This window comes from Sphingobacterium sp. DR205 (assembly GCF_011064245.1).
Classification (GTDB): domain Bacteria; phylum Bacteroidota; class Bacteroidia; order Sphingobacteriales; family Sphingobacteriaceae; genus Sphingobacterium; species Sphingobacterium athyrii.
In genome coordinates, this window is record NZ_CP049333.1 from 1,312,630 (window position 1) to 1,334,543 (window position 21,914).

General features: G+C 40.2%; 19 protein-coding genes and 2 tRNA genes. 9 read left to right on the forward strand and 12 right to left on the reverse strand.

The window, feature by feature from the left end; genetic code table 11:
- Positions 1-36 precede the first annotated feature (36 nt).
- Both G6053_RS05505 and chrA read left to right on the forward strand, forming a co-directional pair.
- Complete coding sequence (locus G6053_RS05505) at positions 37-558, forward strand: OmpA family protein (RefSeq protein WP_108637006.1); 522 nt, start codon at positions 37-39, stop codon at positions 556-558.
- Between the two features lie 166 nt (positions 559-724).
- The gene (chrA, locus tag G6053_RS05510; RefSeq protein ID WP_241254934.1) at positions 725-2,056 is read left to right on the forward strand and encodes a chromate efflux transporter; all 1,332 of its coding nucleotides are present in this window, start codon (positions 725-727) and stop codon (positions 2,054-2,056) included.
- Positions 2,057-2,090: 34 nt separating this feature from the next.
- Here chrA and G6053_RS05515 read toward each other — a convergent pair.
- From G6053_RS05515 to G6053_RS05525, 3 genes are all read right to left on the reverse strand, one after another.
- A tRNA-Leu gene (locus tag G6053_RS05515) sits at positions 2,091-2,175 on the reverse strand.
- A gap of 5 nt (positions 2,176-2,180) precedes the next feature.
- A tRNA-Gly gene (locus tag G6053_RS05520) sits at positions 2,181-2,253 on the reverse strand.
- Between the two features lie 112 nt (positions 2,254-2,365).
- On the reverse strand, positions 2,366-2,854 hold the full coding sequence (locus G6053_RS05525) for a regulatory protein RecX (protein WP_165305730.1): 489 nt from the start codon (positions 2,852-2,854) through the stop codon (positions 2,366-2,368).
- Between the two features lie 74 nt (positions 2,855-2,928).
- On the opposite strand from G6053_RS05525, the gene G6053_RS05530 reads away from it, so the two are divergent.
- Both G6053_RS05530 and G6053_RS05535 read left to right on the forward strand, forming a co-directional pair.
- Entirely contained in the window at positions 2,929-5,370 is a 2,442-nt protein-coding gene (locus tag G6053_RS05530) for a bifunctional UDP-N-acetylmuramoyl-tripeptide:D-alanyl-D-alanine ligase/alanine racemase (RefSeq protein WP_165305731.1), read from the forward strand.
- 48 nt (positions 5,371-5,418) lie between these two features.
- A complete protein-coding gene (locus G6053_RS05535) occupies positions 5,419-6,021 on the forward strand; it encodes a DUF502 domain-containing protein (RefSeq protein ID WP_108636966.1) in 603 nt (200 codons plus the stop codon).
- Positions 6,022-6,105: 84 nt separating this feature from the next.
- Here the strand turns inward: G6053_RS05535 and G6053_RS05540 are convergent, their stop codons facing one another.
- Positions 6,106-7,005 carry a pirin family protein gene (locus tag G6053_RS05540; protein WP_108636965.1) on the reverse strand — a complete coding sequence of 300 codons (900 nt, stop codon included), beginning with the start codon at positions 7,003-7,005 and terminating at the stop codon, positions 6,106-6,108.
- A gap of 45 nt (positions 7,006-7,050) precedes the next feature.
- Here G6053_RS05540 and G6053_RS05545 point away from each other — a divergent pair, with 45 nt between their 5' ends.
- Complete coding sequence (locus G6053_RS05545) at positions 7,051-7,650, forward strand: hypothetical protein (RefSeq protein WP_108636964.1); 600 nt, start codon at positions 7,051-7,053, stop codon at positions 7,648-7,650.
- On the opposite strand, the gene G6053_RS05550 is transcribed toward G6053_RS05545, so the two are convergent.
- Entirely contained in the window at positions 7,647-8,429 is a 783-nt protein-coding gene (locus G6053_RS05550; protein WP_165305732.1) for a Cof-type HAD-IIB family hydrolase, read from the reverse strand. The genes G6053_RS05545 and G6053_RS05550 overlap by 4 nt on opposite strands.
- 430 nt (positions 8,430-8,859) lie before the next feature.
- Here G6053_RS05550 and dnaE point away from each other — a divergent pair, with 430 nt between their 5' ends.
- Together dnaE and trxA are read left to right on the forward strand one after the other, a co-directional pair.
- Positions 8,860-13,278 carry a DNA polymerase III subunit alpha gene (gene dnaE, locus G6053_RS05555; protein WP_165305733.1) on the forward strand — a complete coding sequence of 1,473 codons (4,419 nt, stop codon included), beginning with the start codon at positions 8,860-8,862 and terminating at the stop codon, positions 13,276-13,278.
- Positions 13,279-13,402: 124 nt separating this feature from the next.
- Positions 13,403-13,723 (forward strand): thioredoxin, encoded by a 321-nt coding sequence (trxA, locus tag G6053_RS05560; protein WP_104385830.1) that lies wholly within the window; start codon positions 13,403-13,405, stop codon positions 13,721-13,723.
- Positions 13,724-14,266: 543 nt separating this feature from the next.
- On the opposite strand, the gene rplI is transcribed toward trxA, so the two are convergent.
- The 7 genes from rplI to G6053_RS05595 form a co-directional block, all read right to left on the reverse strand.
- Positions 14,267-14,710 carry a 50S ribosomal protein L9 gene (gene rplI / locus G6053_RS05565; RefSeq protein ID WP_104385829.1) on the reverse strand — a complete coding sequence of 148 codons (444 nt, stop codon included), beginning with the start codon at positions 14,708-14,710 and terminating at the stop codon, positions 14,267-14,269.
- A gap of 15 nt (positions 14,711-14,725) precedes the next feature.
- The gene (rpsR, locus tag G6053_RS05570) at positions 14,726-14,989 is read right to left on the reverse strand and encodes a 30S ribosomal protein S18 (protein ID WP_028071347.1); all 264 of its coding nucleotides are present in this window, start codon (positions 14,987-14,989) and stop codon (positions 14,726-14,728) included.
- Entirely contained in the window at positions 14,989-15,357 is a 369-nt protein-coding gene (rpsF, locus tag G6053_RS05575; RefSeq protein ID WP_104385828.1) for a 30S ribosomal protein S6, read from the reverse strand. Before rpsF ends, rpsR begins: the two co-directional genes overlap by 1 nt.
- Before the next feature lie 146 nt (positions 15,358-15,503).
- Positions 15,504-16,382: a 4-hydroxy-tetrahydrodipicolinate synthase gene (dapA, locus tag G6053_RS05580; protein WP_165305734.1), complete on the reverse strand. Its 879-nt coding sequence runs from the start codon at positions 16,380-16,382 to the stop codon at positions 15,504-15,506.
- 37 nt (positions 16,383-16,419) lie between these two features.
- Complete coding sequence (gene ligA / locus G6053_RS05585) at positions 16,420-18,444, reverse strand: NAD-dependent DNA ligase LigA (RefSeq protein ID WP_165305735.1); 2,025 nt, start codon at positions 18,442-18,444, stop codon at positions 16,420-16,422.
- A gap of 119 nt (positions 18,445-18,563) precedes the next feature.
- Complete coding sequence (locus tag G6053_RS05590) at positions 18,564-19,595, reverse strand: glycosyltransferase family 2 protein (RefSeq protein ID WP_108636959.1); 1,032 nt, start codon at positions 19,593-19,595, stop codon at positions 18,564-18,566.
- Complete coding sequence (locus tag G6053_RS05595; RefSeq protein WP_165305736.1) at positions 19,592-20,458, reverse strand: lysophospholipid acyltransferase family protein; 867 nt, start codon at positions 20,456-20,458, stop codon at positions 19,592-19,594. The genes G6053_RS05590 and G6053_RS05595 overlap by 4 nt, the downstream gene beginning before the upstream one ends.
- A gap of 88 nt (positions 20,459-20,546) precedes the next feature.
- Between G6053_RS05595 and G6053_RS05600 the strand changes: the two genes are divergently transcribed.
- Both G6053_RS05600 and G6053_RS05605 read left to right on the forward strand, forming a co-directional pair.
- Positions 20,547-21,158 carry a WbqC family protein gene (locus G6053_RS05600; protein WP_165305737.1) on the forward strand — a complete coding sequence of 204 codons (612 nt, stop codon included), beginning with the start codon at positions 20,547-20,549 and terminating at the stop codon, positions 21,156-21,158.
- A gap of 66 nt (positions 21,159-21,224) precedes the next feature.
- A complete protein-coding gene (locus G6053_RS05605; RefSeq protein WP_108636956.1) occupies positions 21,225-21,911 on the forward strand; it encodes a hypothetical protein in 687 nt (228 codons plus the stop codon).
- The last annotated feature ends 3 nt before the right edge of the window (positions 21,912-21,914 follow it).

The following is a 21,914-nucleotide window of genomic DNA, read 5'->3' on the forward strand; positions in this document are numbered from 1 at the left end:
ACCCTGTTTAAATCGACAATAAATACGTTAAAAACGATGCTTAGAAAAATTAATTTGGGACTATTGGCCGTATGTGCAGGTTTATCATTATTTTCTTGTAAACAACAGGCTATTGTAGTAAATCCTGGAGCTGTTGTCACAAAAGATGGAACTGATGATGGTTTGAAAAATGTGAAAAAGGACTTTAATGATGCGAAAAGGACTGACGAGGGAATTAAATTCAGTATTTCGTCGGATCTATTGTTCCCAACAAATTCTTCCTATTTATCTGAAAAGGCAAAGACTGAAGTAAGTAAGCTGGCCTTAATCCTGCAAGAGAACAACAATAAAATTAAAGTTGACGGCTATACAGATGCTACCGGTACCGTCGAGTATAACCAATGGCTTTCTGATAAACGTGCTGCGTCCGTAAAAAAATTCCTTGTAGATTCGGGTGTACAAGAGTCTCGTATTACAGCAAAAGGTTTTGGCCAGTCAAATCCTGTTGGTGATAACAAGACACCGGAGGGACGTCAAAAAAATAGAAGAGTAGAAGTAACCATCTTGGATAAAAAATAAAATTATCAGGGTCTTTTTCCTGAATGGAAAGCGAGATATTTTATAAATATATCGCTTTTTTTATGCCTTAAATGGAAGCTGATCGGCTTTTTTAACGGGTTTAATCGGGTAGCTCATACCCTTATCGTTGCAATTATAATCGTCATAATATAAATATAAATCAGATTTGGAAAAACCTGTCGCCATTGAGAGAAATGAATTGTTTAAGCCTAGTTTTCGGGAAGCTATCCGGTTTTGGTTTATCCTGGGCTGGATAAGTTTTGGTGGAACGACGGGGCATATAACGATCATGCATGATTTTCTGGTGGACAAGAAAAAGTGGGTAAGCAGCAAAAAATTTTTTCGGGCGCTGAATGCCTGCATGCTGCTACCGGGACCTGAAGCACATCAATTGACCATCTATCTCGGCTGGAAATTACATGGTCTAAAGGGTGGAGTACTGGCGGGACTGTTTTTTATATTACCTTCTCTGTGTATCATATTGGGACTTAGTCTGGTGTATGTGTACTTTGGCAATTCTGCGTTTCTATCTGCACTGTTCTCTGGCTTAAAACCCGCAGTGCTGGCAATTATATTGTTCGCAACTTACAAAGTGGGACAGAAGTCATTATTGGGTACATGGCATTATATCGTCGCTTCGCTTGCTTTTTTGCTTTCTTATTTTGTCAAAGTCCCTATGCCCTGGATTATTTTGGGGGTTATCGTTCTGGGATTTTCACTTTATTTCTTAAACCCCAAGGAGGAAAAGGGTAAATCTGAACAGGAAGAAGAGGTCGATAAAGAGCGGTTTTATCACGTCAATTCCCTGGAGACAGTACCGTCAATTTCCGTACGTAAGATTTGTGTTCAGTTTCTTGCATTTTTTTTGTTGTGGTTGGGCCCATTTATGGCGCTATACCTGTTTATGCCAGATGCTACATTTTGGAAAGATCTCTCTTTCTTGTTTACAAAATCGGCGTACCTTACAATCGGGGGGTCTTATACTGTTATTCCCTATGTCGCAAATTTGGTGACGGAAAAATTTCTCTGGCTGACAAAGACACAAATGATAGACGGTTTCGCATTGGCCGAAACAACGCCGGGGCCATTGGTTATCGTGTTGGCTTATGTGGGATTTATGGCCGGATTTAATCATTTTGACCACTCCTATGCAATGGCTATGGTGGGTTTGGCGGCTACAGCTTACTTTACTTTTTTGCCCAATTTTGCATTGATCTTTATCGGTGCGCCGCTTATCGAACGCTCTCAAAAAAATAAAGCCATCCAGTATGTACTCTCCTTGGTCACCGCTTCTGTAGTAGGTGTGATTGTTAATTTAGCTTTTTATCTAGGGCAGGGAATTTTGTTTCCAACAACGTCCGGTTTGGCAAATTTGGACTGGAAGGCGTTACTTTGGGTAGCTATTTCAATTTTCCTCTTATTTAGATATCGGATCGGAATGCTGCAGCTTATACTTTTGAGCCTCGTTTACGGATTTTTACTGTACCTGTTGCCATAAACAAGAAAAGCCCATCGACTGATGAGCTTTCTTGTACCTAGGGCGGGAATCGAACCCGCACTCCCTTAACGGGAACAGGATTTTAAGTCCTGCGTGTCTACCAGTTCCACCACCTAGGCAGGTGAGCGAAAAACGAGATTCGAACTCGCGACCCCAACCTTGGCAAGGTTGTGCTCTACCAACTGAGCTATTTTCGCTTGGAATTTTTATTTCAACTTTAAAAAGAACCTCGTGTTCCTTTTTGGTGATGCAAATATAGAGCGAAAAATTAATATTGCAAAATATTTATTTACTTTATTTTGTTGTTTTTTATAACTCCTTTGAATTCAGTATAGAAAAAATTAAATCGCTTTCAAATCCTCTGGACAAAGCAAATTGATAGACTTTGTTCTTGATGATGAACGAATCTTTGTCTTTGATCTCCCGAATTTTCTTGTCAATAATATTTTCCAAGATGTGCTCATATTCATCTGGTTCGATCTGTTTGAAGGCAATTTTTATCAGCTGTTCCGAAACACGCTTTCCTTTTAAAGCTTGTTTGATTTTAATTTTCCCCCAGCCTTTCATGCGTAGTTTGCCGTTGCAATAGGCTATCGCAAAGCGTTCTTCGTTCAGAAAGTTTTCTACGATTAAATTCGCTATACAATTTTCAACGTCTGCCTCGTGTAGCCCCCAGCTGTAGAGTTTGTCCCTTACTTCCTGCTGGGATCTTTCCTGATAAGCACAATAGCTTTCAGCTTTTAGCTTAGCCTGACCGGGGGTCAGTATCTTTTTGTTTTTTCTATCTTCGTCGAACATATTGTCAAAATTTCAAAAATAATATGAAATAACTAAAAAAATGTTCAGTTTTGATCCAATCAAAATACAGGAGAATGTACAAAATATCGGAAATCGTCCAGATTTTACATCCTAATCGCACGTTTATCACGGATCCCAATTCTTTAGTTCAACATTTATTTTATGATAGCCGAAAGATTGTTCAGGCAGATAACGGTGTGTTTTTCGCGCTGCAGAAGAGTAGGGATGGTCATCATTATATCAAAGAGGCCTATGATAAGGGGGTAAGAAACTTTGTTCTACAACTTGACGAAGAACAGGAACAGTTATTTCCGGATGCAAATTTGATATGGGTCACCGACAGCCTCGAATCCATGCAGGTATTGGCGGCTTATCATCGGCAGAAGTTTAGCTTTCCTGTTATTGGGATCACCGGGAGCAATGGTAAGACAATAGTCAAGGAATGGTTATACCAACTGATGTCCCCGGAATATAAGATCTACCGAAGTCCCAAAAGCTATAACTCTCAATTGGGGGTAGCGCTTTCTTTATGGGGCTTATCCGATCAGTATAATCTGGCGATTATCGAAGCGGGCATTTCGGAAAAAGGCGAAATGGTTAAGCTCGAAAATATGATAAAACCAACGATCGGTCTGCTGACAAATGTAGGCGTGGCTCATAAAGCTGGTTTTGAATCAAAGGCGGAAAAGATCTACGAAAAGATAAATCTGTTCAAGGACGTTGAGACAATGATCTTTCCCAGCCGTTATGTAGAGGATATTCAACTGCCTTATCGCCCTCGGAAATTTTCATGGGGTTACGATGAGGGGCTTTCATTGGAGGTCTATTCACTCAAACAGGTGGACGATAAATTTACGGTAGCCACACTTTTCTATGGCGGGCGGACATTTGCTGTTGAGGTACCTTTTGTTGACAAAGGAAATATAGAAAATGCCATCAACTGTGTTGCGGTAATGTTGCGTTTTGGTTATGAAAGAGAGGTGATCGCATCAAGAATTAAAGAGCTGCAGCCTGTCGCCATGAGGCTTGAACTGAAGAAAGGTAAGAAAAACAGCTCTATTATTGATGATTCCTATAGTAACGATTTAGATGCCCTCCAAATTGCGCTTGAATTTTTAAATCAACAGGGACAGCATCCCCGAAAAATCCTGATTCTTTCGGATTTACCCGGGGTTAGTTTAGCGGATGAGAAAAGCTTGTCAAAACTGAAACGGCTACTTTCGGAGTACCGCTTGGATCGGTTGATCTTAATCGGGGAGATCTTGACACAAGTTGCTGATCAATTTGCTGTTCCATCGGTTTCGTATGCCAGTACCACAGCATTTTTGGATGATATCAGGTCACTTCAATTTGAAGATTCTACTGTTTTATTAAAGGGGGGACGGGAATTTCATTTTGAACGGATCAGCCGCCTATTGGTGGCAAAATCCCACGATACGGTGCTTGAGATCAACCTCAATGCAATGGAAAATAATCTGAATGTCTATCGTCAACTGTTGCCAAAACATGTGAAATTGATGTCTATGGTCAAAGCTTTTTCCTATGGGAGCGGAAGTTTTGAGATTGCAAACCTGTTACAGTTCAATAGGGTGGATTACCTTACTGTGGCATTTGCAGATGAAGGTGTCGATCTAAGGGGGGCTGGAATCACATTGCCTATTGTTGTGATGAGCCCTGACGAAAATACCTTTGAATCTATCGTTCAGTATAATCTTGAACCTGAAATTTACAGTTTTAGAGTGCTTTCTTCCTTTTTGAATTACCTGAAGGGAAGGGGGATTTCGTCCTTTCCGATACATATCAAAGTGGATACGGGCATGCATCGTCTTGGTTTTATGCCGGATGAAGTGGATAAACTGATTACTGAATTAAACTCTAGTGCTATATTGCAAGTAAAGTCGGCATTTTCCCATTTGGCTTCTGCCGGCAATAAAGAAGACAATACTTTTACTCAACAACAGATCGATCTTCTCGATCAATTTACAAGACGCCTTGAAGAAGGGCTGGGCTATTCTTTTTTACGTCATATTGCTGCAACTTCGGGCATCGAACTATGGCCGCAGGCCTATTTTGATATGGTTCGGCTCGGGATCGGACTGTATGGGATTGACGTCGAACGGCATGATCTTCCGCTTCGGGAGGTCAGTAGTCTGAAGACCAATGTAACTCAAATAAAGCACTTGGCTGCGGGAGAGACCGTTGGTTATAATCGGCATGGGGTATTGCATCGGGATAGCAAAACGGCAACGATAAAAATTGGTTATGCGGATGGATATGACAGGCGTTTTGGGAATGGTGTAGGCAAAATGATGGTTAATGGCCAGCTCGTACCAACGATAGGAGATATCTGCATGGATATGTGTATGCTTGACGTGACGGATATCGAAGTGGCAGAAGAAGATGAAGTGATTGTTTATCCGGATATTAAGCTCGCGGCAAAAGCTATCGGTACTATCCCTTACGAACTCCTGACGAGTATTTCGCAGCGGGTAAAAAGAGTATATTTTTATGAATAATAAAGGATATTCTGCATTTTTGTATAAATATATTTGATTTTCTAACTCATGCTCGGTAAATTATTCAGGGGATTTATTAATTATTTAATTCGAGGTATTCTCGTTGTTGTGCCATTGGCAGGCGCTGTTTTTCTGATCGTATGGGTTTTTGCATCGATTGACTCAGCGCTGAACCTGACAGAACATTTTCTACAGGACGAAAAGGGACATCCTTTATATATTCCCGGAATCGGAATCTTAACTGTGATCCTTATCCTTGTTCTGGCTGGCGTGATATTTACGAATTTTGTGACCGACCCGATCAAAGTATGGATCAACCATCAAATCAAGAGAATACCACTCTTAAATACCCTGTACACGTCAATAAAGGATTTTACGGAAGCCTTTGTTGGGGATGCTAAGAAATTCAATGAGCCTGTGCTGGTCACCGTTAATGAGTTCGGGCTCAAGAAGATCGGTTTTCTGACACAGCATGATTTAAAAAGTTTAGGTCTTGAAGATGAGGTTATGGTTTATTTCCCGTATTCTTACTCTTTTGCCGGTCAGGTTGTTATTATTAGTGCGGATAAGGTCAAAAAATTAGATATGTCGCCCACCGATGCAATGAAACTTGTTGTCTCCGGGGGTGTCAGTGGTATTGAGCATTCGTAGGCTAATGTTAGCAATAAGAAAGGGCTGGAATTTTAAATTTCCAGCCCTTTCTTATTGGTTGTAAAACTGTTGCATTGATTTATACTAGGACTTCCTTTGGCCTAAAGTTGGATTCACAGGTGGAATGGGAATGTAGCCATCATCTCCGGGAACTTTTGGAAATTCGTGTTGTTCCCATTTATTCCTGGCGATTTTTAAGGTTTCGATGTCAGAAGCGACAAAATTCCAGTCGATGTAGCGTTGTTCAGGAAAGGGTTCACCGCCAAAGATATATACGGAGGTGCCTGCTTTCATTTCGAACTCACATAACTTGGCATCCTTTGCAACCAAAATTTGCTTTGGACCAAACTCCTGGCCTTCAGCCTGTACTGAGCCATGAAGAATATACAAACCGCTTTCGCCATAGAGATGTTCGCCCAGTTTAATGCGGGAATCCTTTTCCGCTTTAATTTCAATAAGATATAAAGGGCTGTAAACCGGTACTTCTGAACGATGGCTGTTGATTTCGCCAGCAATCAGGCGATAACTTACACCGTCTTCGGTCCAATGCGGAAGCTGTGGTTCTTCGATATGAACGAAGTTGGGTTCCATCTGTTCCAGATCCTTAGGCAAAGCGACCCAGATCTGTAAGCCATGGAGGTCATGTTGCGTAGACCGTAGGTAATCCGGGGTGCGCTCGGAATGGGTTACTCCTTTCCCGGCTGTCATCCAGTTTACCGCTCCGGGTTTTATTTCAACGGCATTGCCTAAACTATCGCGGTGCATGATACTTCCCTCAAAGAGATAAGTTAACGTGGATAATCCGATATGAGGGTGTGGAGCAATATCCATGAAGTGAGGCTCGGAGATGGTGTCAGGCCCCATATGGTCAATAAATATAAACGGACCGACCATACGTTTTTGTCTGAAAGGAAGTAGTCTCCCTACCAAGAAATTGCCTATATCTGCGGCTCTTTCTTCAATCACTATTGCAATATTTGACATAATGTTTCCTTATTTTTGTGTGTTTATTCTAAAGCAATTTAAGAAATGTCAGGTATAATTGATCGTATTCTAGGTAAAAAGTCTGTAAGAAATGAGGTGGCAATGGCGCTATCCAATAGATTGTCATTTGAGAACAGCCAATGCGACCGTTTTCTGCTGACGAAGGCCCTGACGGAGGATGCGGCATCGGAAACGGAATATATGCTGTTTCAAAAAAAGCTATTGCTTTTGGAATTGGATAAACAGCAGGCTATCGAAGCTGAGCTGGACTTGCTGTCGCAATATATCGCAATGGTCAATATGTTGATGCCTGCTGGTTTTTTACTCAAATGGGAAAATCGTTTTCAGCCGGAAAAAGAGCTGCTGCTGCCCCCGCTGATCTTATTTCCCATGGTGCAACATGCCGTAACAAACGGATATAATGGTATGTCTTCCCATCCCATCCGGGTTCGTCTCTCAGGATCTTCGAAAGTGCTGCTATTTGAGGTCAGCCATCGTGCAAACCATTATCTGGAGGGCCAATTTAAGCATACCTTGATTGAAGATTTTCAGAATAGACTCGAGTTTCTTTTTCCAGAACGACATAGTTTGCTCTTGAATAGCAACAGCAATACCTGCCGCGCTACACTCACAATTCATTTCTAGATAACCCCAAAATGCTTTAAGGCATTCCAGATGCCGTTGCTGTCTACATCGTCGGTAATATAGTCCGCGATTTCCTTTACTTCGGGATTCGCATTTCCCATAGCTATACCAATCTGTGTGTGGGCAAGCATGGTAATGTCATTTCCTCCATCACCAAAAGACATGGTTTCGGAAAGCTCAATACCGAAATGTTTTAGAAAAACATCTATACCTACTTTTTTACTTTGTCCCATCGGGTTAACATCGGCAAAAATGGGCGTCCAACGGGAAGCAACAGAGTTGGGCATAACATTTTCCATAAACTCAGCTTCTTGTTCCGGGTTGATAAATACATTGACCTGCATGACGGATCCCAGATCAAAGTTGTCTTCATAGTTGCGTATCGGCGGGGTTTTTACGTTAACTTGCTGATACATCCTGAGTACTTCGGGCGTAACCTGATTTAAGGAGATCTCTTTGTCTGACATAAATGAAAACGTGAGTTCGGGATGATACTTTGCGTAATTAAGTAATGAACGGATGTCTTCTTGAATAATACTATTTTTATAAATAACCTGTTCATCTTTGGTGACGCAGTATCCGCCATTGAAAGTGATAAAACCGTCGAAGTCAAGGTAACGGATATGTCCTAATTGATTAAAGGACCGGCCGGTAGAAACTAAAACTTTTATATTTTTTTCTTTTAATAATTGAAATGCCTGCTGTGTGGAGTCGGGGACTTGATGTGTTTTGAAACTTAACAGTGTCCCATCTATATCAAAAAAAATCGCTTTAATCATAGAAATTGGAGTCAAATCCAAATATAATAAATAACTGGGATAGTGTCGTAGGTACAATATTAAATAGCTGTTATGATTGTGTGGGATTCAATGCTTTTTTGCCTGTTAAGCTTTTTTTGAAGTACTCTGCTTTTTTCCTAAATCTGTGAAGATGCTTAAAAGCAGTCATTCCGAATGGCTGTCAAAGGGTCTGCTCAAATAGCTGCGGGAGCCAGCGATAAGAGCTGTGGACCATTTGTGTAAATTAATTTTTAGATTGGCAAATTTGGTGATGCCAGACATCTGCGGTGGTCGATAAAAGCAGATTTTATGCTGTTATTTTTCGCAAAAATCTGACAGAATGTTCCCTAAGAATTTCGTAAATTTCAAGTTCAAATAAATGTAAATTTGATTACATTTAACGTATTGTATTAAAGAGGTTTAGAAATTTATGTATATTATTTTCGATACAGAGACAACGGGTTTGCCAAAGCGTTGGGACGCGCCAATTACGGACACGGATAATTGGCCGCGTTGTATCCAGCTGGCATGGCAGATTCACGATGAGATGGGAAATTTGGTCGAACATCAGGATTTTCTGATTAAACCCGATGGATTTGATATACCCTATGACTCTGAAAAAATACACGGTATATCTACCGCATTGGCTGAAGAACAGGGGGTGCCACTACAGGTTGCTCTTGAAAAATTCAATGCAGCGTTAAATAAAGCGAAATTTGTTGTTGGGCAGAACATTGGTTTCGACCTCAATATCATGGGCTGTGAGTTCTATCGTTATAGTATGGATTCCAAAATGGCGAGTATGCCTGTTTTGGATACCTGTACCGAGGTGACTGCGGATCTGTTGAAAATTCCGGGTGGACGTGGTGGTCGGTATAAACTGCCTAATCTGACCGAATTACACTCCTATTTGTTTGGGGTTCCGTTTGCTGAGGCCCACAATGCAACGGCCGACGTTGAGGCGACAACACGTTGTTTTCTGGAGCTGGTCAGAAGAGAGGTCTTTACGGCCGAGGAACTTCAGGTGGATACGGGGTATTTTGTGGATTTCAAAACGAGTAATCCCGGTCCTGTTCCTACTGCTGGACTTAAACATATTAATCTTAAAGCGGCCTCTGATGAGATCAGAAAACGTGCTACGCCAGACGAAGTTAGTGTTGTCGTAGATGCAGATGCCTTATCCGCCCTTAAGGAAGCAAAATTTGCTCACTTACATAACCATTCACAGTTTTCTATTCTACAGTCGACCATGTCGTATGACAAGTTGGTTTCGGCTGCGGTCAAAGACAATATGCCTGCCGTTGCTCTTACCGATCATGGAAATATGATGGGGGCATTTGAATTTGTTTCTAGGGTCATCAGTCATAATAAAGAGGTGGAGGCACAAAATGCCGAAGCAGTCGAAAATGGGCAGGAACCTACCGGTCAGATTCTAAAACCTATTGTAGGTTGTGAATTCTTTGTTTGTGAAGACCATAAAGATAAAACCCGAAAGGATAACGGTTACCAGATTGTGCTGTTGGCAAAGAATAAACGTGGTTATCATAACCTAGCCAAGTTAGCTTCTTTTGCTTATACCGCAGGATTCTATTATGTCCCCCGCATAGACAAAAATCTCATTCTACAATATAAAGAGGATGTGATCGTACTTTCGGGAAACCTCCAGGGAGAGGTGCCTAGCAAGGTGCTAAATATTGGTGAAAATCAGGCGGAGGAAGCTTTGCAATGGTGGAAGGAACATTTTGGAGATGATTTCTATCTTGAGTTAATGCGGCATGGACAAGAAGATGAGGATAGGGTCAACCAAACTCTATTGAAGTTTGCCCGTAAATATGCTATTAAAGTTGTAGCAACCAATAATACCTATTACGAAAAGAAAGGGGATGCACACGCCCATGATATCCTGTTATGCGTGAAGGATGGCGAGAAACTTTCCACGCCCAAAGGGAGAGGGCGGGGCTTCCGGTTCGGTTTGCCCAATCAGGAGTATTATTTTAAATCTTCTGAAGAAATGAAAAGCCTGTTCAAAGATTTACCTGAAGCAATTCTCAATATACAGGAGATCGTGGATAAGGTAGAGGTCTTTAAATTGAACAGGGATGTCCTCTTGCCCAAATTTGATATACCCGAGGAATTCCAGGTTGCAGAAGATAATGAGGACGGGGGGAAAAGAGGGGAAAATAAATATCTCGCCCACTTATGTTATGTAGGTGCCGAGAAACGCTACGAGGAAATAACGGATGATATTCGAGAACGTCTGGATTTTGAATTGGCGACGATCGAAAAAACGGGATATCCGGGATACTTTTTGATTGTACAGGATTTTATTGCTGCAGCACGTGATATGGGTGTTTCTGTTGGGCCCGGTCGGGGATCTGCGGCGGGATCTGCCGTCGCGTACTGTCTGGGGATTACAAATATTGACCCCATAAAATACGATTTGCTATTTGAGCGTTTTTTAAATCCCGACCGTGTATCCATGCCTGATATTGATATTGACTTTGATGATGAGGGACGTGGACGGGTGATGCAGTATGTGATCAATAAATATGGCGCAAGTCAGGTGGCCCAGATCATTACTTACGGTACGATGGCCGCGAAGTCTTCGATTAAAGATACCGCACGTGTGCTTGACCTGCCTTTGGGCGATGCGAATGAAATAGCCAAACTGATTCCCAATCTGAAGCTTTCCAAAATCTTTACGCTGGATGAGGCAGGTCTAAAGGAAAAATTGCGAACGGAGGAGATCGAGGCGGTCAACCGGTTAAAGTCAATCGCTGACGGTGCCGGACTTGAAGCTGAGACGATCCGTCAGGCACGTGTATTGGAAGGCTCTGTCCGAAATACGGGTATTCATGCCTGTGGTGTGATCATTACACCGGATGATATCACGAATTTCGTTCCTGTTTCTTTGGCCAAGGATTCCGACCTGTATGTGACACAGTTTGATAACCACGTCGTTGAAAGTGCTGGACTATTGAAAATGGACTTTTTGGGATTGAAGACCCTGACGCTTATCAAGGATACTGTTGAGAACGTTAAATTAAGTCATGGTATCGTGTTAGATCCGGATAAATTTCCGATAGATGATGTGTTGACTTACGAGCTTTTCCAGCGTGGAGAAACAATCGGGGTATTCCAATATGAATCTCCGGGGATGCAAAAATATATGCGCGATCTGAAACCAACGGTATTTGCCGATTTGATTGCGATGAATGCTTTATATCGTCCGGGACCAATTGAGTATATCCCGAGTTTTATCAAGCGTAAGCATGGAATAGATCCTATTGTATATGATTTGGATGCCTGTGAGGAATATTTAAAAGAAACCTACGGCATTACGGTATATCAGGAACAGGTAATGCTTTTATCCCAAAAGCTTGCGGGTTTTTCTAAAGGTGATGCCGATGTTTTGCGTAAAGCGATGGGTAAGAAGCAAAAGGCTGTACTTGATAAAATGAAGCCGAAGTTTGTTTCACAGGCTGAAGAGAAAGGACACAACGCGAAAGTACTGGAGAAAATCTGGACTGACTGGGAAGCTTTTGCCAGTTATGCCTTCAATAAATCCCACTCCACCTGTTATGCATGGGTGGCTTATCAGACTGCTTATTTAAAGGCGCATTTTCCGGCGGAATATATGGCAGCGGTACTTTCCAATAATATGAATGATATCAAGCAGGTGACATTCTTTATGGAGGAATGTAAGCGTATGGGCTTGGAGGTATTGGGGCCTGATGTAAATGAATCTTACTATAAATTTACGGTCAACGAACGTGGAGCGATTCGCTTTGGTATCGGTGCTGTCAAGGGAGTCGGTGCCGGTGCGGTAGATGCTATTGTGCAAACGAGAAAGTCTGGATTGTATAAATCTGTTTTTGATATGGCTAAGCGCATAGATCTACGTGCGGTCAATAAAAAAGCTTTTGAGAGTTTGGCGTATGCCGGTGGTTTTGATAGTTTCGAAAGTACACATCGTGCGCAGTATTTCCATGTCGAGGATAATTCAACAGGGATGGAAAAGGCGATTCGGTTTGGGCAACGCTATAAAGAAAATGAAAACTCGGCACAGGCAAGCTTGTTTGGTGCGGGTGAGGCTGCGGAGCTGCCGGAACCTGTGCTGGCGCCTTGCCCACAATGGGGATTGATCGAAAAGCTTAAATACGAAAAAGATGTTATTGGTATTTACCTGACTAGTCACCCCTTGGATACCTATCGGTTTGAAATTGAACATTTCTGCCATAATCCAGTGTCTGATCTGTCGTTGATCAATAAAGCTAAGGCTGCTGAGGTGGATGAGGAAACTCTGCTGGAGTTTAACCGTATTAAAAATAAAGAATTGGTTATCGGTGGAATTATAGCCTCGGCAAACCACCGGTTGACCAAAAATGGTAAGCCCTTTGCTTCATTTATAATCGAAGATTATAGTGACTCTTATGATATGGCGGTGTTTGGCGAAGAGTATGTGAAATTAAAAGGATATTTACAGGAAGGTTATTTTGTTCAGTTGCGTGGGTTGGTTCAGGAGCGTTTTAGGCAGGTCGGAAATTGGGGCTTTGAGTTGAGAAGTGTGCAGTTGCTTTCAGAGCTTCGTGAAAAAATGGCAAAGAGTTTTACAATTAATATTCCTTTACCAAAGCTGAATGAAGAATTCTTGGATGGGATTAAAGAAATCTTAGCACAGAATGAGATTGAAGGTGTTGTGCCAAATTGTCAATTGAAATTTAAAATCTGGGATCCCCAAGATGAAATCTCTGTCGAAATGCCAGCTAAAAGTCTAAAAATAAACCTTACAAATGAGTTTTTGGACTGTATAGATAAGTTTGAAGGTATTAATTACCGATTGAATTAGTTTGGATTAGATTTTGTGTAATTAAGATTACAATTACATTGACAGTTGTTACTATCTTTGTTTATTGATTTTAGCAATTAAGTAGTATCATAAATATAACTTCGGTTTATAAAATTAAAAGATTATGGCATTAGAAATTACAGATAGCAACTTCGAAGAAGTTGTTTTGAAAGCGGACAAACCCGTATTAATTGATTTTTGGGCAGAATGGTGTGGTCCATGTCGTATGGTAGGTCCTGTTGTTGAAGAGCTGGCTAAAGATTATGAAGGTAAGGCTGTGATAGGAAAAGTAAACGTGGATGAAAATCCAGAAATTTCAGTTCGTTACGGTATCCGTAATATTCCTGCTTTATTGTTCTTCAAAAATGGAGAAATCGTAGATAAACAAATTGGAGCGGTTCCAAAATCAGTTTTAAATGAGAAATTAGAGAAACAATTAGCGTAATAATTCGTTTTTAATAAAAAAGACCTGAAATATTTTTATTTCAGGTCTTTTTTTTGTTTTTATCACTTTATTTTTGTTTTTGTTTTGATTTTATTAAAGTTTTTTGTGCGTGTTTTACCTATGTATTCAGTTTTGTCGTGTTATTTGGTGTTTTTAATATGTTTTTTATGGTTTAAAATCTATTTTATCAAAATAAAATAGATTTTATTTTGATAAATGGATATTTTTTACTTCTTTTGAATATGAAAACGGAGGAAAAACGAATATTTGATTGAATTATTTGTTTTATTTTATGTTTTTTGTTGATATTTTGATATAAATAAAGATTTTCCCTTTCAAATACCCTAGATTATGCCTCGCGTTGTTCTCAGCAGCGCGAGTTTTTTGTTTTTAAGGTAAGGTAAGGTAAGGTAAGGTAAGGTAAGGTAAGGTAAGGTAAGGTAAGGTAAGGTAAGGTAAGGTAAGGTAAGGTAAGGTAAGGTGCAAATAAAAGCGGCTATCCATTGGGATAGCCGCTTCTTTATCTTATACTAAATAATAAGCTTATTCAGCTACTACTTCGAAAGGAACTTGAACTTTAACTTCTTTGTGTAAGTTTAAGTTAGCGATATATTCGCCGATTTCTTTAGGTTCAACTTCGAATGTAATACGACGACGATCTACGTCAAAACCTTTTGCTTTCAATGCATCAGCAATCTGGATGCTATTTACTTTACCGAAGATTTTACCAGATTCACCTGCTTTAGCGCCGATTGAAAGTTTTACAGCTTCCAATTTACCAGCTAATTCAGTAGCGTCTTTTTTGATTTTATCTTGTTTGAACTGAGCTTGTTTGATGTTCTCAGCTAAAACTTTCTTTGCAGATTCAGTCGCTTGAATAGCAAATCCTTGGGGGATTAAGTAGTTACGACCGAAACCTGGTTTTACATTAACGATATCGTTTTGCTCACCTAAGCCTTTGATATCTTGTTTTAAAATTACTTCCATTTTCTATCGTCCTCCTTATTTAATTGCATCAGCTAAGTAAGGTAACAAACCGATGTGACGAGCACGTTTAACAGCTTGAGCTACTTTACGTTGAAATTTCAAAGATGTACCAGTTAAACGACGAGGTAAGATTTTACCTTGATCATTTACAAATTTCATCAAGAAGTTAGCATCTTTATAATCGATATATTTGATACCATTCTTTTTGAAACGACAGTATTTTTTACGGTTGTCCTCTACTTTAGGAGCAGTTACGTATTGGATATTTTCGTTAGCCATTAGTTTGCGCCCTCCTCAGTTTTAGTTTCAGCTTTTTTGTTGAATGCACCGCTACGTTTTTTCTCGTTGTAAGCTCTAGCATGTTTGTCTAAACTTACAGTCAAGAAACGCATAATGCGCTCATCACGTTTGTATTCAACCTCTAATTTGTTGATTAATTCACCTGGAGCCTTGAATTCAGTTAAGTGATAAAATCCAGTAGATTTTTTCTGGATTGGATACGCTAATTTTTTCAAACCCCAATTGTCTTCAGCGACAATCTCGGCTCCGCCTTCTGTTAAGATGTTTTTGAATTTTGCGATTACTTCTTTCGCAGCATCTTCAGAAAGCAACGGGGTAAGAACGATTACAGATTCGTACTGTTGCATTTTGTTAATTAATTTTGTTATTTAAAATTCCACATTTGTGGAAGTGCAAAGGTAGGTATTATATTGTTATATTGCAACGCCTTAAAATAAAAAAGTTTAGATCTGCGGGGAGATCTAAACTTTTTCTGTGACGACAAATTAACCGCTTAGTTTAATTTGCTCATTTCTTCTTTTATGGCGGCCTGTGTTTTTTCACTGACACTTACCAATGGTAGGCGTAAAATATCGTTACCGATACCCAATTTTTTAAGGATGTATTTAACACCAGCCGGATTTCCTTCTACAAAACAAAGATCTGTTATCTGCAGTAAATCGTTATGTATTGTTCTTGCGCTAGCATAATTGCCTTCTGCACATAATTTTGCCAGTGTAGCAACACGCTTTGGAAATGCATTTCCAACAACAGAAATAATACCCGCCGCACCGAGTGCCATCATCGGTAAAGTGACCGGATCGTCGCCGGAGATCAATAGAAAATCTGTCGGTTTGTCCCGTAAGATCTCGCTGAATTGGGCAAAATTGCCGGAAGCTTCTTTTATTGCAACAATATTTGAAAAATCATTGGCCAGGCGCAACGTTGTCTGTGCGGTCATATTACTGCCCGTACGGCCCGGTACATTATATAATATAACAGGCAGTGGAGAAACTTGTGCGATAGCTTTATAATGTTGGTAAATTCCCTCCTGTGTTGGTTTATTATAATAAGGAGACACAGATAAAATAGCACAGAAACCGGTCGGATCAAACGCTTTGATCTGTTCTATAATCTCTGCCGTATTGTTGCCGCCTATACCAGCCACCAAAGGAAGTCTACCGTTCACGCGCTTGACAGTGAAATCCCAGATACGCTTTCGTTCTTCTTTAGTCAATGTGGCAACTTCTCCAGTTGTACCTAAAGAAACCAAATAATCCATACCCTCGTTAATTTGCAAGTCAATGAGTTGACCTAATGCCTCGAAATCAACAGATTCATCTGAGTTGAAAGGAGTGACCAATGCTACTCCTGCGCCGTGAAGCTCGTTCATCTTGTTTTTGTATTTATATAAATTTAATTAAAAAATCCTATTTGGAATGAATAAGGTCTAATAGATCTTGCTCATTAATCATCGGGATGCCCAGTTTCTCTGCCTTCGCTAATTTGGAAGGCCCCATTTTATCTCCTGCCACCAGATAATTCAATTTTGCAGAAATGGAGGAGAGCATTTTCCCCCCATTGCTCTCGATTAATTCCGCTAGCTGTTCTCTGGAATAATCTGCAAATACACCTGAAATCAAAAACGTTTTTCCGCTGAGATTTTCACTGGCTAGAATAATTTCCCTTTCTTCAATTTCCAGCTTTAAGCCATAATGTCTTAAGCTAATGAGCTGTTGCTGATGAATGGGGTTGTCCAGATATTCTTTGACACTTTCAGCGATGCGGCGTCCGATATCCTGAACACCCTCGATTTCTTCTGTAGATGCCTGAGCAAGGGCATCAATATTCTTAAAATGCTGCGCTAGTTTTTTTGCGATTGTTTCGCCGACATGACGTATTCCCAACGAGAATAATACCTTCTCAAAGGGTTTTTCTTTTGATTTTTCTATGCCTGCCAGCATATTGTCGATTGACTTTTGACCAAAGCGCTCCAATTGTTGTAAGTCTTCTTGATGGTCCTTTAGGCCGTAGATGTCAACAATGTTATGCAATAGTCCTTTTCTGAAGAAAGTCTCCACCGTCTCGTCGCCCATACCCTCGATATCCATCATTTTACGTCCGATAAAATGTTGCATTTTACCAACGATCTGTGGTGGACATCCCGTTTCATTGGGACAGTAATGCACGGCTTCGCCCTCTTGTCTAATTAATGTTGTGCCACATTCCGGACAGCTGTCCGGGTAGATGAAAGCTGTTGTATCCGGCAATCTTTTTTCAAGGTTGACACCAATGATTTTAGGGATAATTTCGCCTCCTTTTTCTACATAGACGGTATCGCCCTGATGTAAATCTAAACGGGCAATTTCATTGGCGTTATGCAAAGAGGCGCGTTTGACCGTCGTTCCTGCTAACAGGACAGGTTGGAGATTTGCTACAGGTGTGACTGCGCCGGTACGCCCTACTTGGTAGCTAATGGTATTGAGTGTTGTCTCAACACGTTCCGCTTTGAATTTATAGGATATCGCCCATCTTGGGTTCTTCGCCGTAAAACCTAAATCTTCCTGTTGGGCATAATCATTCACTTTGATAACGATACCGTCGATTTCATAGCCGAGATTATGTCGTTCGGTGTCCCAATAGTCAATGAATTCAAAGACATCTGCCAGTGAATTACATTTTTTTGTGTGTTCACAGACATGAAATCCCCAGCTTTTCACATGTGCTAAGCTGTTCCAGTGATCATGAAATAGGTTGGTTCTATTGTCGCAGTATAAAAAGTACAGAAAACAATCTAAAGGTCTTTTGGCTACCTCCGCGGAATCCTGAAGTTTTATTGTGCCCGAAGCAAAATTGCGTGGATTGGCATAAGTCTGTTCCGCGTTCTCTTCGCGTTCTTTATTCAGGCGAAGGAACGCAGATTTATGCATAAATATCTCGCCCCGGATTTCAAACTGGCTAGGATAGTCACCCTCTTTGAGTCTGATCGGAATGGATCGGATCGTTTTGATATTGTTTGTCACCACATCACCTTGAGTTCCATCCCCACGGGTAACTGCTTTTTTGAGTAGTCCATTTTCATATGTTAGGCTTATGGAAAGCCCGTCGAATTTTAATTCACAAACATACTCAAACTGATCGCCAATGATCTTTCGGATCCGTTGATCAAAATCAAAAAGCTCCTCTTGGCTGTAGGTATTGCCCAACGAAAGCATGGGCCAACGATGTTTCTCTGTTTTGAATTTGGAGGTGATGTCACCCCCAACGCGTTGTGTGGGAGAGTTAGGATCAGCGAACGCTGGATATTGACGTTCCAGTGCTTCGAGTTCCTTTAGCTTGAGATCGAAGTCATAATCTGAAATAAGACTATCTGCCAATACATAGTATTGATAGTTATAATGATTGAGTTCTGCTGTTAAGTCTTTTATCTTTTTTTCAATATCCATCACCGACATGTTGCAAAATTACAAATAAAAAGTACGTTTAAATAAAATAAATAAAGAATCTTGTTGATAAGAGTGCCTTATTTTTAAAATGCGTTTTTGTGCATTTTATGTTTAGAAGGCTCAATACCCTATTTAAAATCTTTCGGATTTAATTGCGAAAATTTATGTTTATTATTCGCGTAAAAATCAATAATGACAGAATTATTATACAGCCCTTTCTGATTTTCTGTCGCCTGATATTTCTTTCGTTTTCTAGCATTTTTGAAAATATTCAGGAAGAAATACTGATGGGCACGGCTGATCGCCCAGGCATCTTTCGGCTTTCGGTCAATGAGAAATTTCATCAATGCGGCAAAATCAAACCAGAGGCGCAGGAAAATTATCCAAATTGCTTTACCCAAAGGTAGATTCTTTTGCAACATAACCAGATTATTCCTAAAATTCAAATAGGTCTTCTTGGGGTTGCTCGCATTTAATGTGCCACCACCGACATGGTAAACGACAGATGTCGGGCAGTAGCCAATAGCATAGCCCATTTTTTTTAACCGCCAGCATAGATCAATTTCCTCCATATGGGCAAAAAAATCCTCATCTAAACCATTTGCTTCTTTCCAGGCTTTTTCCCGAATAAAAAGTGCAGCGCCCGATGCCCAGAAAATTTCAGATTCCTGATCATATTGACCATGATCTTCCTCGACTTCATGCAAAATTCTTCCTCTACAGAATGGAAAGCCAAAGTAGTCCATATAACCTCCGGCGGCACCGGCATGCTCAAATTTCTCTTTACTATGGAAGGAAAGGATCTTGGGCTGTGCGGCCGCAATATTCGGGTTGCTTTCCATATAAGCAACAACCGGTTCTATCCAGTTTTGAGATACTTCCACATCCGAATTCAGCAAGATATAATAATCTGCATCTACACGTTCCAGGACCTTGTTATAACCTCCGGCAAAACCATAATTCTTGTCGTTTTCAAGAATGGTAATGGTGGGATAGTACTGCTTGACGAATAAAATAGAGTCATCATCCGATGCATTGTCTCCAATGACGAACTCAATATTTGGATAAGAACTGTTGTAGACAGAAGGTAAGAATTTCTCCAGGAAGAAACGACCATTCCAGTTCAGTATGACAACAGCTACTTTTGGTAATTTACTCATTTTCTACGTTTCCTTTTCCAGCGATTATGCGACCAAAGCCAATATTCGGGATTTTCACGAATCATTTGCTCGGCAAAGCGATTGTGTAAATCGGTTATTTCATGTTCGGCAAATTCAGAAGGGTCTTCCACCAAAGTCACAAACTTACAGAAATATTGTCCTCTTTTTGCCTTTCGGCCAATATAACAAAATACAACAGGGGCTTTGCTTATTCTTGATAGCCGCTCAGCTCCCGTATAGACCAATGTTTCCTGGTTCAGCCAATTGATAAAATAATCAGAGTCTGAATATAATGGGGTCTGATCAGCGACCAGCATACTAACATTGGGCTGCCCTTTTAATTTGACGATATGTCTAAGAATTTGTTTCATTGGAACCATTTCCGCGCCAAAGCGACCCCGCATGGTATTATATACCGTATCGATATCTTTGTTATTTAGTGGCTTATAAACTATCAGGGTTGGGAAATCAGTAATCAGACTCAAGCGATGAATTCCAAGTTCCCAATTGGCATAATGTGAGGTGACTCCAATTACATTTTTTCCGGCAGCGAGATGACGGACTAATTCTTCCTCATTATCCAAAGTCATTTTTTTTCTGACCTCAGCAGCGGTAATTGTTTTTAATTTGATGGATTCTACAAGTAAGTCCGGAAAAAAGCGATAGAATTTTTTTGCGATTGCTAGTCGTTCGGCATCGCTCTTTTCAGGAAAAGCATTTTCTAAATTTTGAAATACAATATTCTTTCTATATCCGATAATGTAATAAAGAATATAATATAGCCCATCGGAAATCAAATATAGAAACCAATAGGGGAGAAGAGAGATGATATAGATTAATGCGCTTAACGCTTTTTGTTTCATGCTATAGCTAAAATTCCCAGTAGTATTTTACAAATATCCTTAATTTAAGTTATTTTTGCGTCACTTATAACAAAAATCATCAGTTTTTATGGAATCGCAGTTATTACTTCCAGCATGTTATCTTCCGCCGATATCTTATTTTCATACCATACAGGAGCATAATCTTCCGCTTGTCATCGAAAAATACGAACATTTTCAAAAACAAAGCTATCGCACAAGGGCCCGTATTGCTTCTGCCAATGGGGTGCAGGATCTAATCGTTCCGATCCAACATGGCAACAAAGATCGGGTTCCGATGAAAGATATCCGGATCAGTTATGAATTTGACTGGCAACGTTTACATTGGTTGAGTATTCAGACAGCTTACAGAAGCTCTGCGTATTTTGAATATTATGAAGATGATTTTAGCCGCTTCTATCACGGAAAATTTGATTACCTGTTGGACTTTAATGTGGCGCAACTGGAACTTATACTCAAGTCAATTAAGCTACGAAGAACACTTTCCTTTACAGAGGAATATCGCATAAATGATTCGGCAATAGTTGACTATCGTGAAGTGATACATCCAAAAAAGGAAAGCATACTGGTTGCTCCCAAAGAATATTATCAGGTTTTCCTGGACAAGAACGGTTTTTATCCGGATTTGAGTATTATTGATCTTTTGTTTAATCAGGGGCCTCAATCCAAAAGTTATCTTTAAAATATTTTTTAGAGCTTGAACATTATGCGTTTAATATTGTTCTTATTCAGTATTAAACGCTTTTAAATGAAAAGATTTCTTCTTGCTTTCATTCTTCTTTTGTTGTTGAGCATGGATACCTATGCTCAGGGCGGTGTTGACACGATTCATTACCGAAAAGTTTATTATTGGGGAACAACTGGAATGGGTTTCCCCATTGGCAAGACCAAAGATATACTTTCCCCTAAATTTTCAGGTAGCATTGGTTTGGATATCTCCCTCAAAAACTCGATGTTTTTTGTCTCCCCGACATTGTATACTTTGTCATTCAAATACAAGCAACGTCTGCCTGATCCCGATTTTGCCTATCGTATCGAAGATGCAAATACGAACTTTTATACCTTTGCTTTTTCAGGTGGCGTGCGCAAACAGATGCGCAGGCTGAATGTTTACGGCTTCCTGGGACCGGGGGTTGGATTGACCAGTGAGCCCCGTGCGAATGTGCTGATCGATGAGAAACTCGTTAAGATGGAAAATAAAAATCATTTTAATCTGTCGAGTAAATTAGGTGCTGGAGCTGATTATAAATTTAACGGCTTTTTTCTTGGCTTGGAATTGGGTTACCTGCATAATTTTAGAAAAATACAGCATACACCCGTCAATATTTTTACCGTAATGATTGGCCTGAAATCAGATATCACACAAATTGGTGATAGAGTTATTGACGTGATTGGCATAGATGGTTCCATTAGTGGGAAAAAAGAGAAAAAATAGTGC

What these genes read in the sequence shown, in the direction of transcription:
- G6053_RS05545 (WP_108636964.1), top strand. Translation starts at nt 7,051, where the DNA reads ATGTCAGGTATAATTGATCGTATTCTAGGTAAAAAGTCTGTAAGAAAT.
- trxA (WP_104385830.1), top strand. Translation starts at nt 13,403, where the DNA reads ATGGCATTAGAAATTACAGATAGCAACTTCGAAGAAGTTGTTTTGAAA.
- G6053_RS05600 (WP_165305737.1), top strand. Translation starts at nt 20,547, where the DNA reads ATGGAATCGCAGTTATTACTTCCAGCATGTTATCTTCCGCCGATATCT.
- rpsR (WP_028071347.1), bottom strand. Translation starts at nt 14,989, where the DNA reads ATGGCTAACGAAAATATCCAATACGTAACTGCTCCTAAAGTAGAGGAC.
- G6053_RS05530 (WP_165305731.1), top strand. Translation starts at nt 2,929, where the DNA reads ATGTACAAAATATCGGAAATCGTCCAGATTTTACATCCTAATCGCACG.
- dapA (WP_165305734.1), bottom strand. Translation starts at nt 16,382, where the DNA reads ATGAACGAGCTTCACGGCGCAGGAGTAGCATTGGTCACTCCTTTCAAC.
- G6053_RS05525 (WP_165305730.1), bottom strand. Translation starts at nt 2,854, where the DNA reads ATGTTCGACGAAGATAGAAAAAACAAAAAGATACTGACCCCCGGTCAG.
- dnaE (WP_165305733.1), top strand. Translation starts at nt 8,860, where the DNA reads ATGTATATTATTTTCGATACAGAGACAACGGGTTTGCCAAAGCGTTGG.
- G6053_RS05595 (WP_165305736.1), bottom strand. Translation starts at nt 20,458, where the DNA reads ATGAAACAAAAAGCGTTAAGCGCATTAATCTATATCATCTCTCTTCTC.
- G6053_RS05540 (WP_108636965.1), bottom strand. Translation starts at nt 7,005, where the DNA reads ATGTCAAATATTGCAATAGTGATTGAAGAAAGAGCCGCAGATATAGGC.
- rplI (WP_104385829.1), bottom strand. Translation starts at nt 14,710, where the DNA reads ATGGAAGTAATTTTAAAACAAGATATCAAAGGCTTAGGTGAGCAAAAC.
- rpsF (WP_104385828.1), bottom strand. Translation starts at nt 15,357, where the DNA reads ATGCAACAGTACGAATCTGTAATCGTTCTTACCCCGTTGCTTTCTGAA.
- G6053_RS05550 (WP_165305732.1), bottom strand. Translation starts at nt 8,429, where the DNA reads ATGATTAAAGCGATTTTTTTTGATATAGATGGGACACTGTTAAGTTTC.
- G6053_RS05505 (WP_108637006.1), top strand. Translation starts at nt 37, where the DNA reads ATGCTTAGAAAAATTAATTTGGGACTATTGGCCGTATGTGCAGGTTTA.
- ligA (WP_165305735.1), bottom strand. Translation starts at nt 18,444, where the DNA reads ATGTCGGTGATGGATATTGAAAAAAAGATAAAAGACTTAACAGCAGAA.
- G6053_RS05590 (WP_108636959.1), bottom strand. Translation starts at nt 19,595, where the DNA reads ATGAGTAAATTACCAAAAGTAGCTGTTGTCATACTGAACTGGAATGGT.
- G6053_RS05535 (WP_108636966.1), top strand. Translation starts at nt 5,419, where the DNA reads ATGCTCGGTAAATTATTCAGGGGATTTATTAATTATTTAATTCGAGGT.
- G6053_RS05605 (WP_108636956.1), top strand. Translation starts at nt 21,225, where the DNA reads ATGAAAAGATTTCTTCTTGCTTTCATTCTTCTTTTGTTGTTGAGCATG.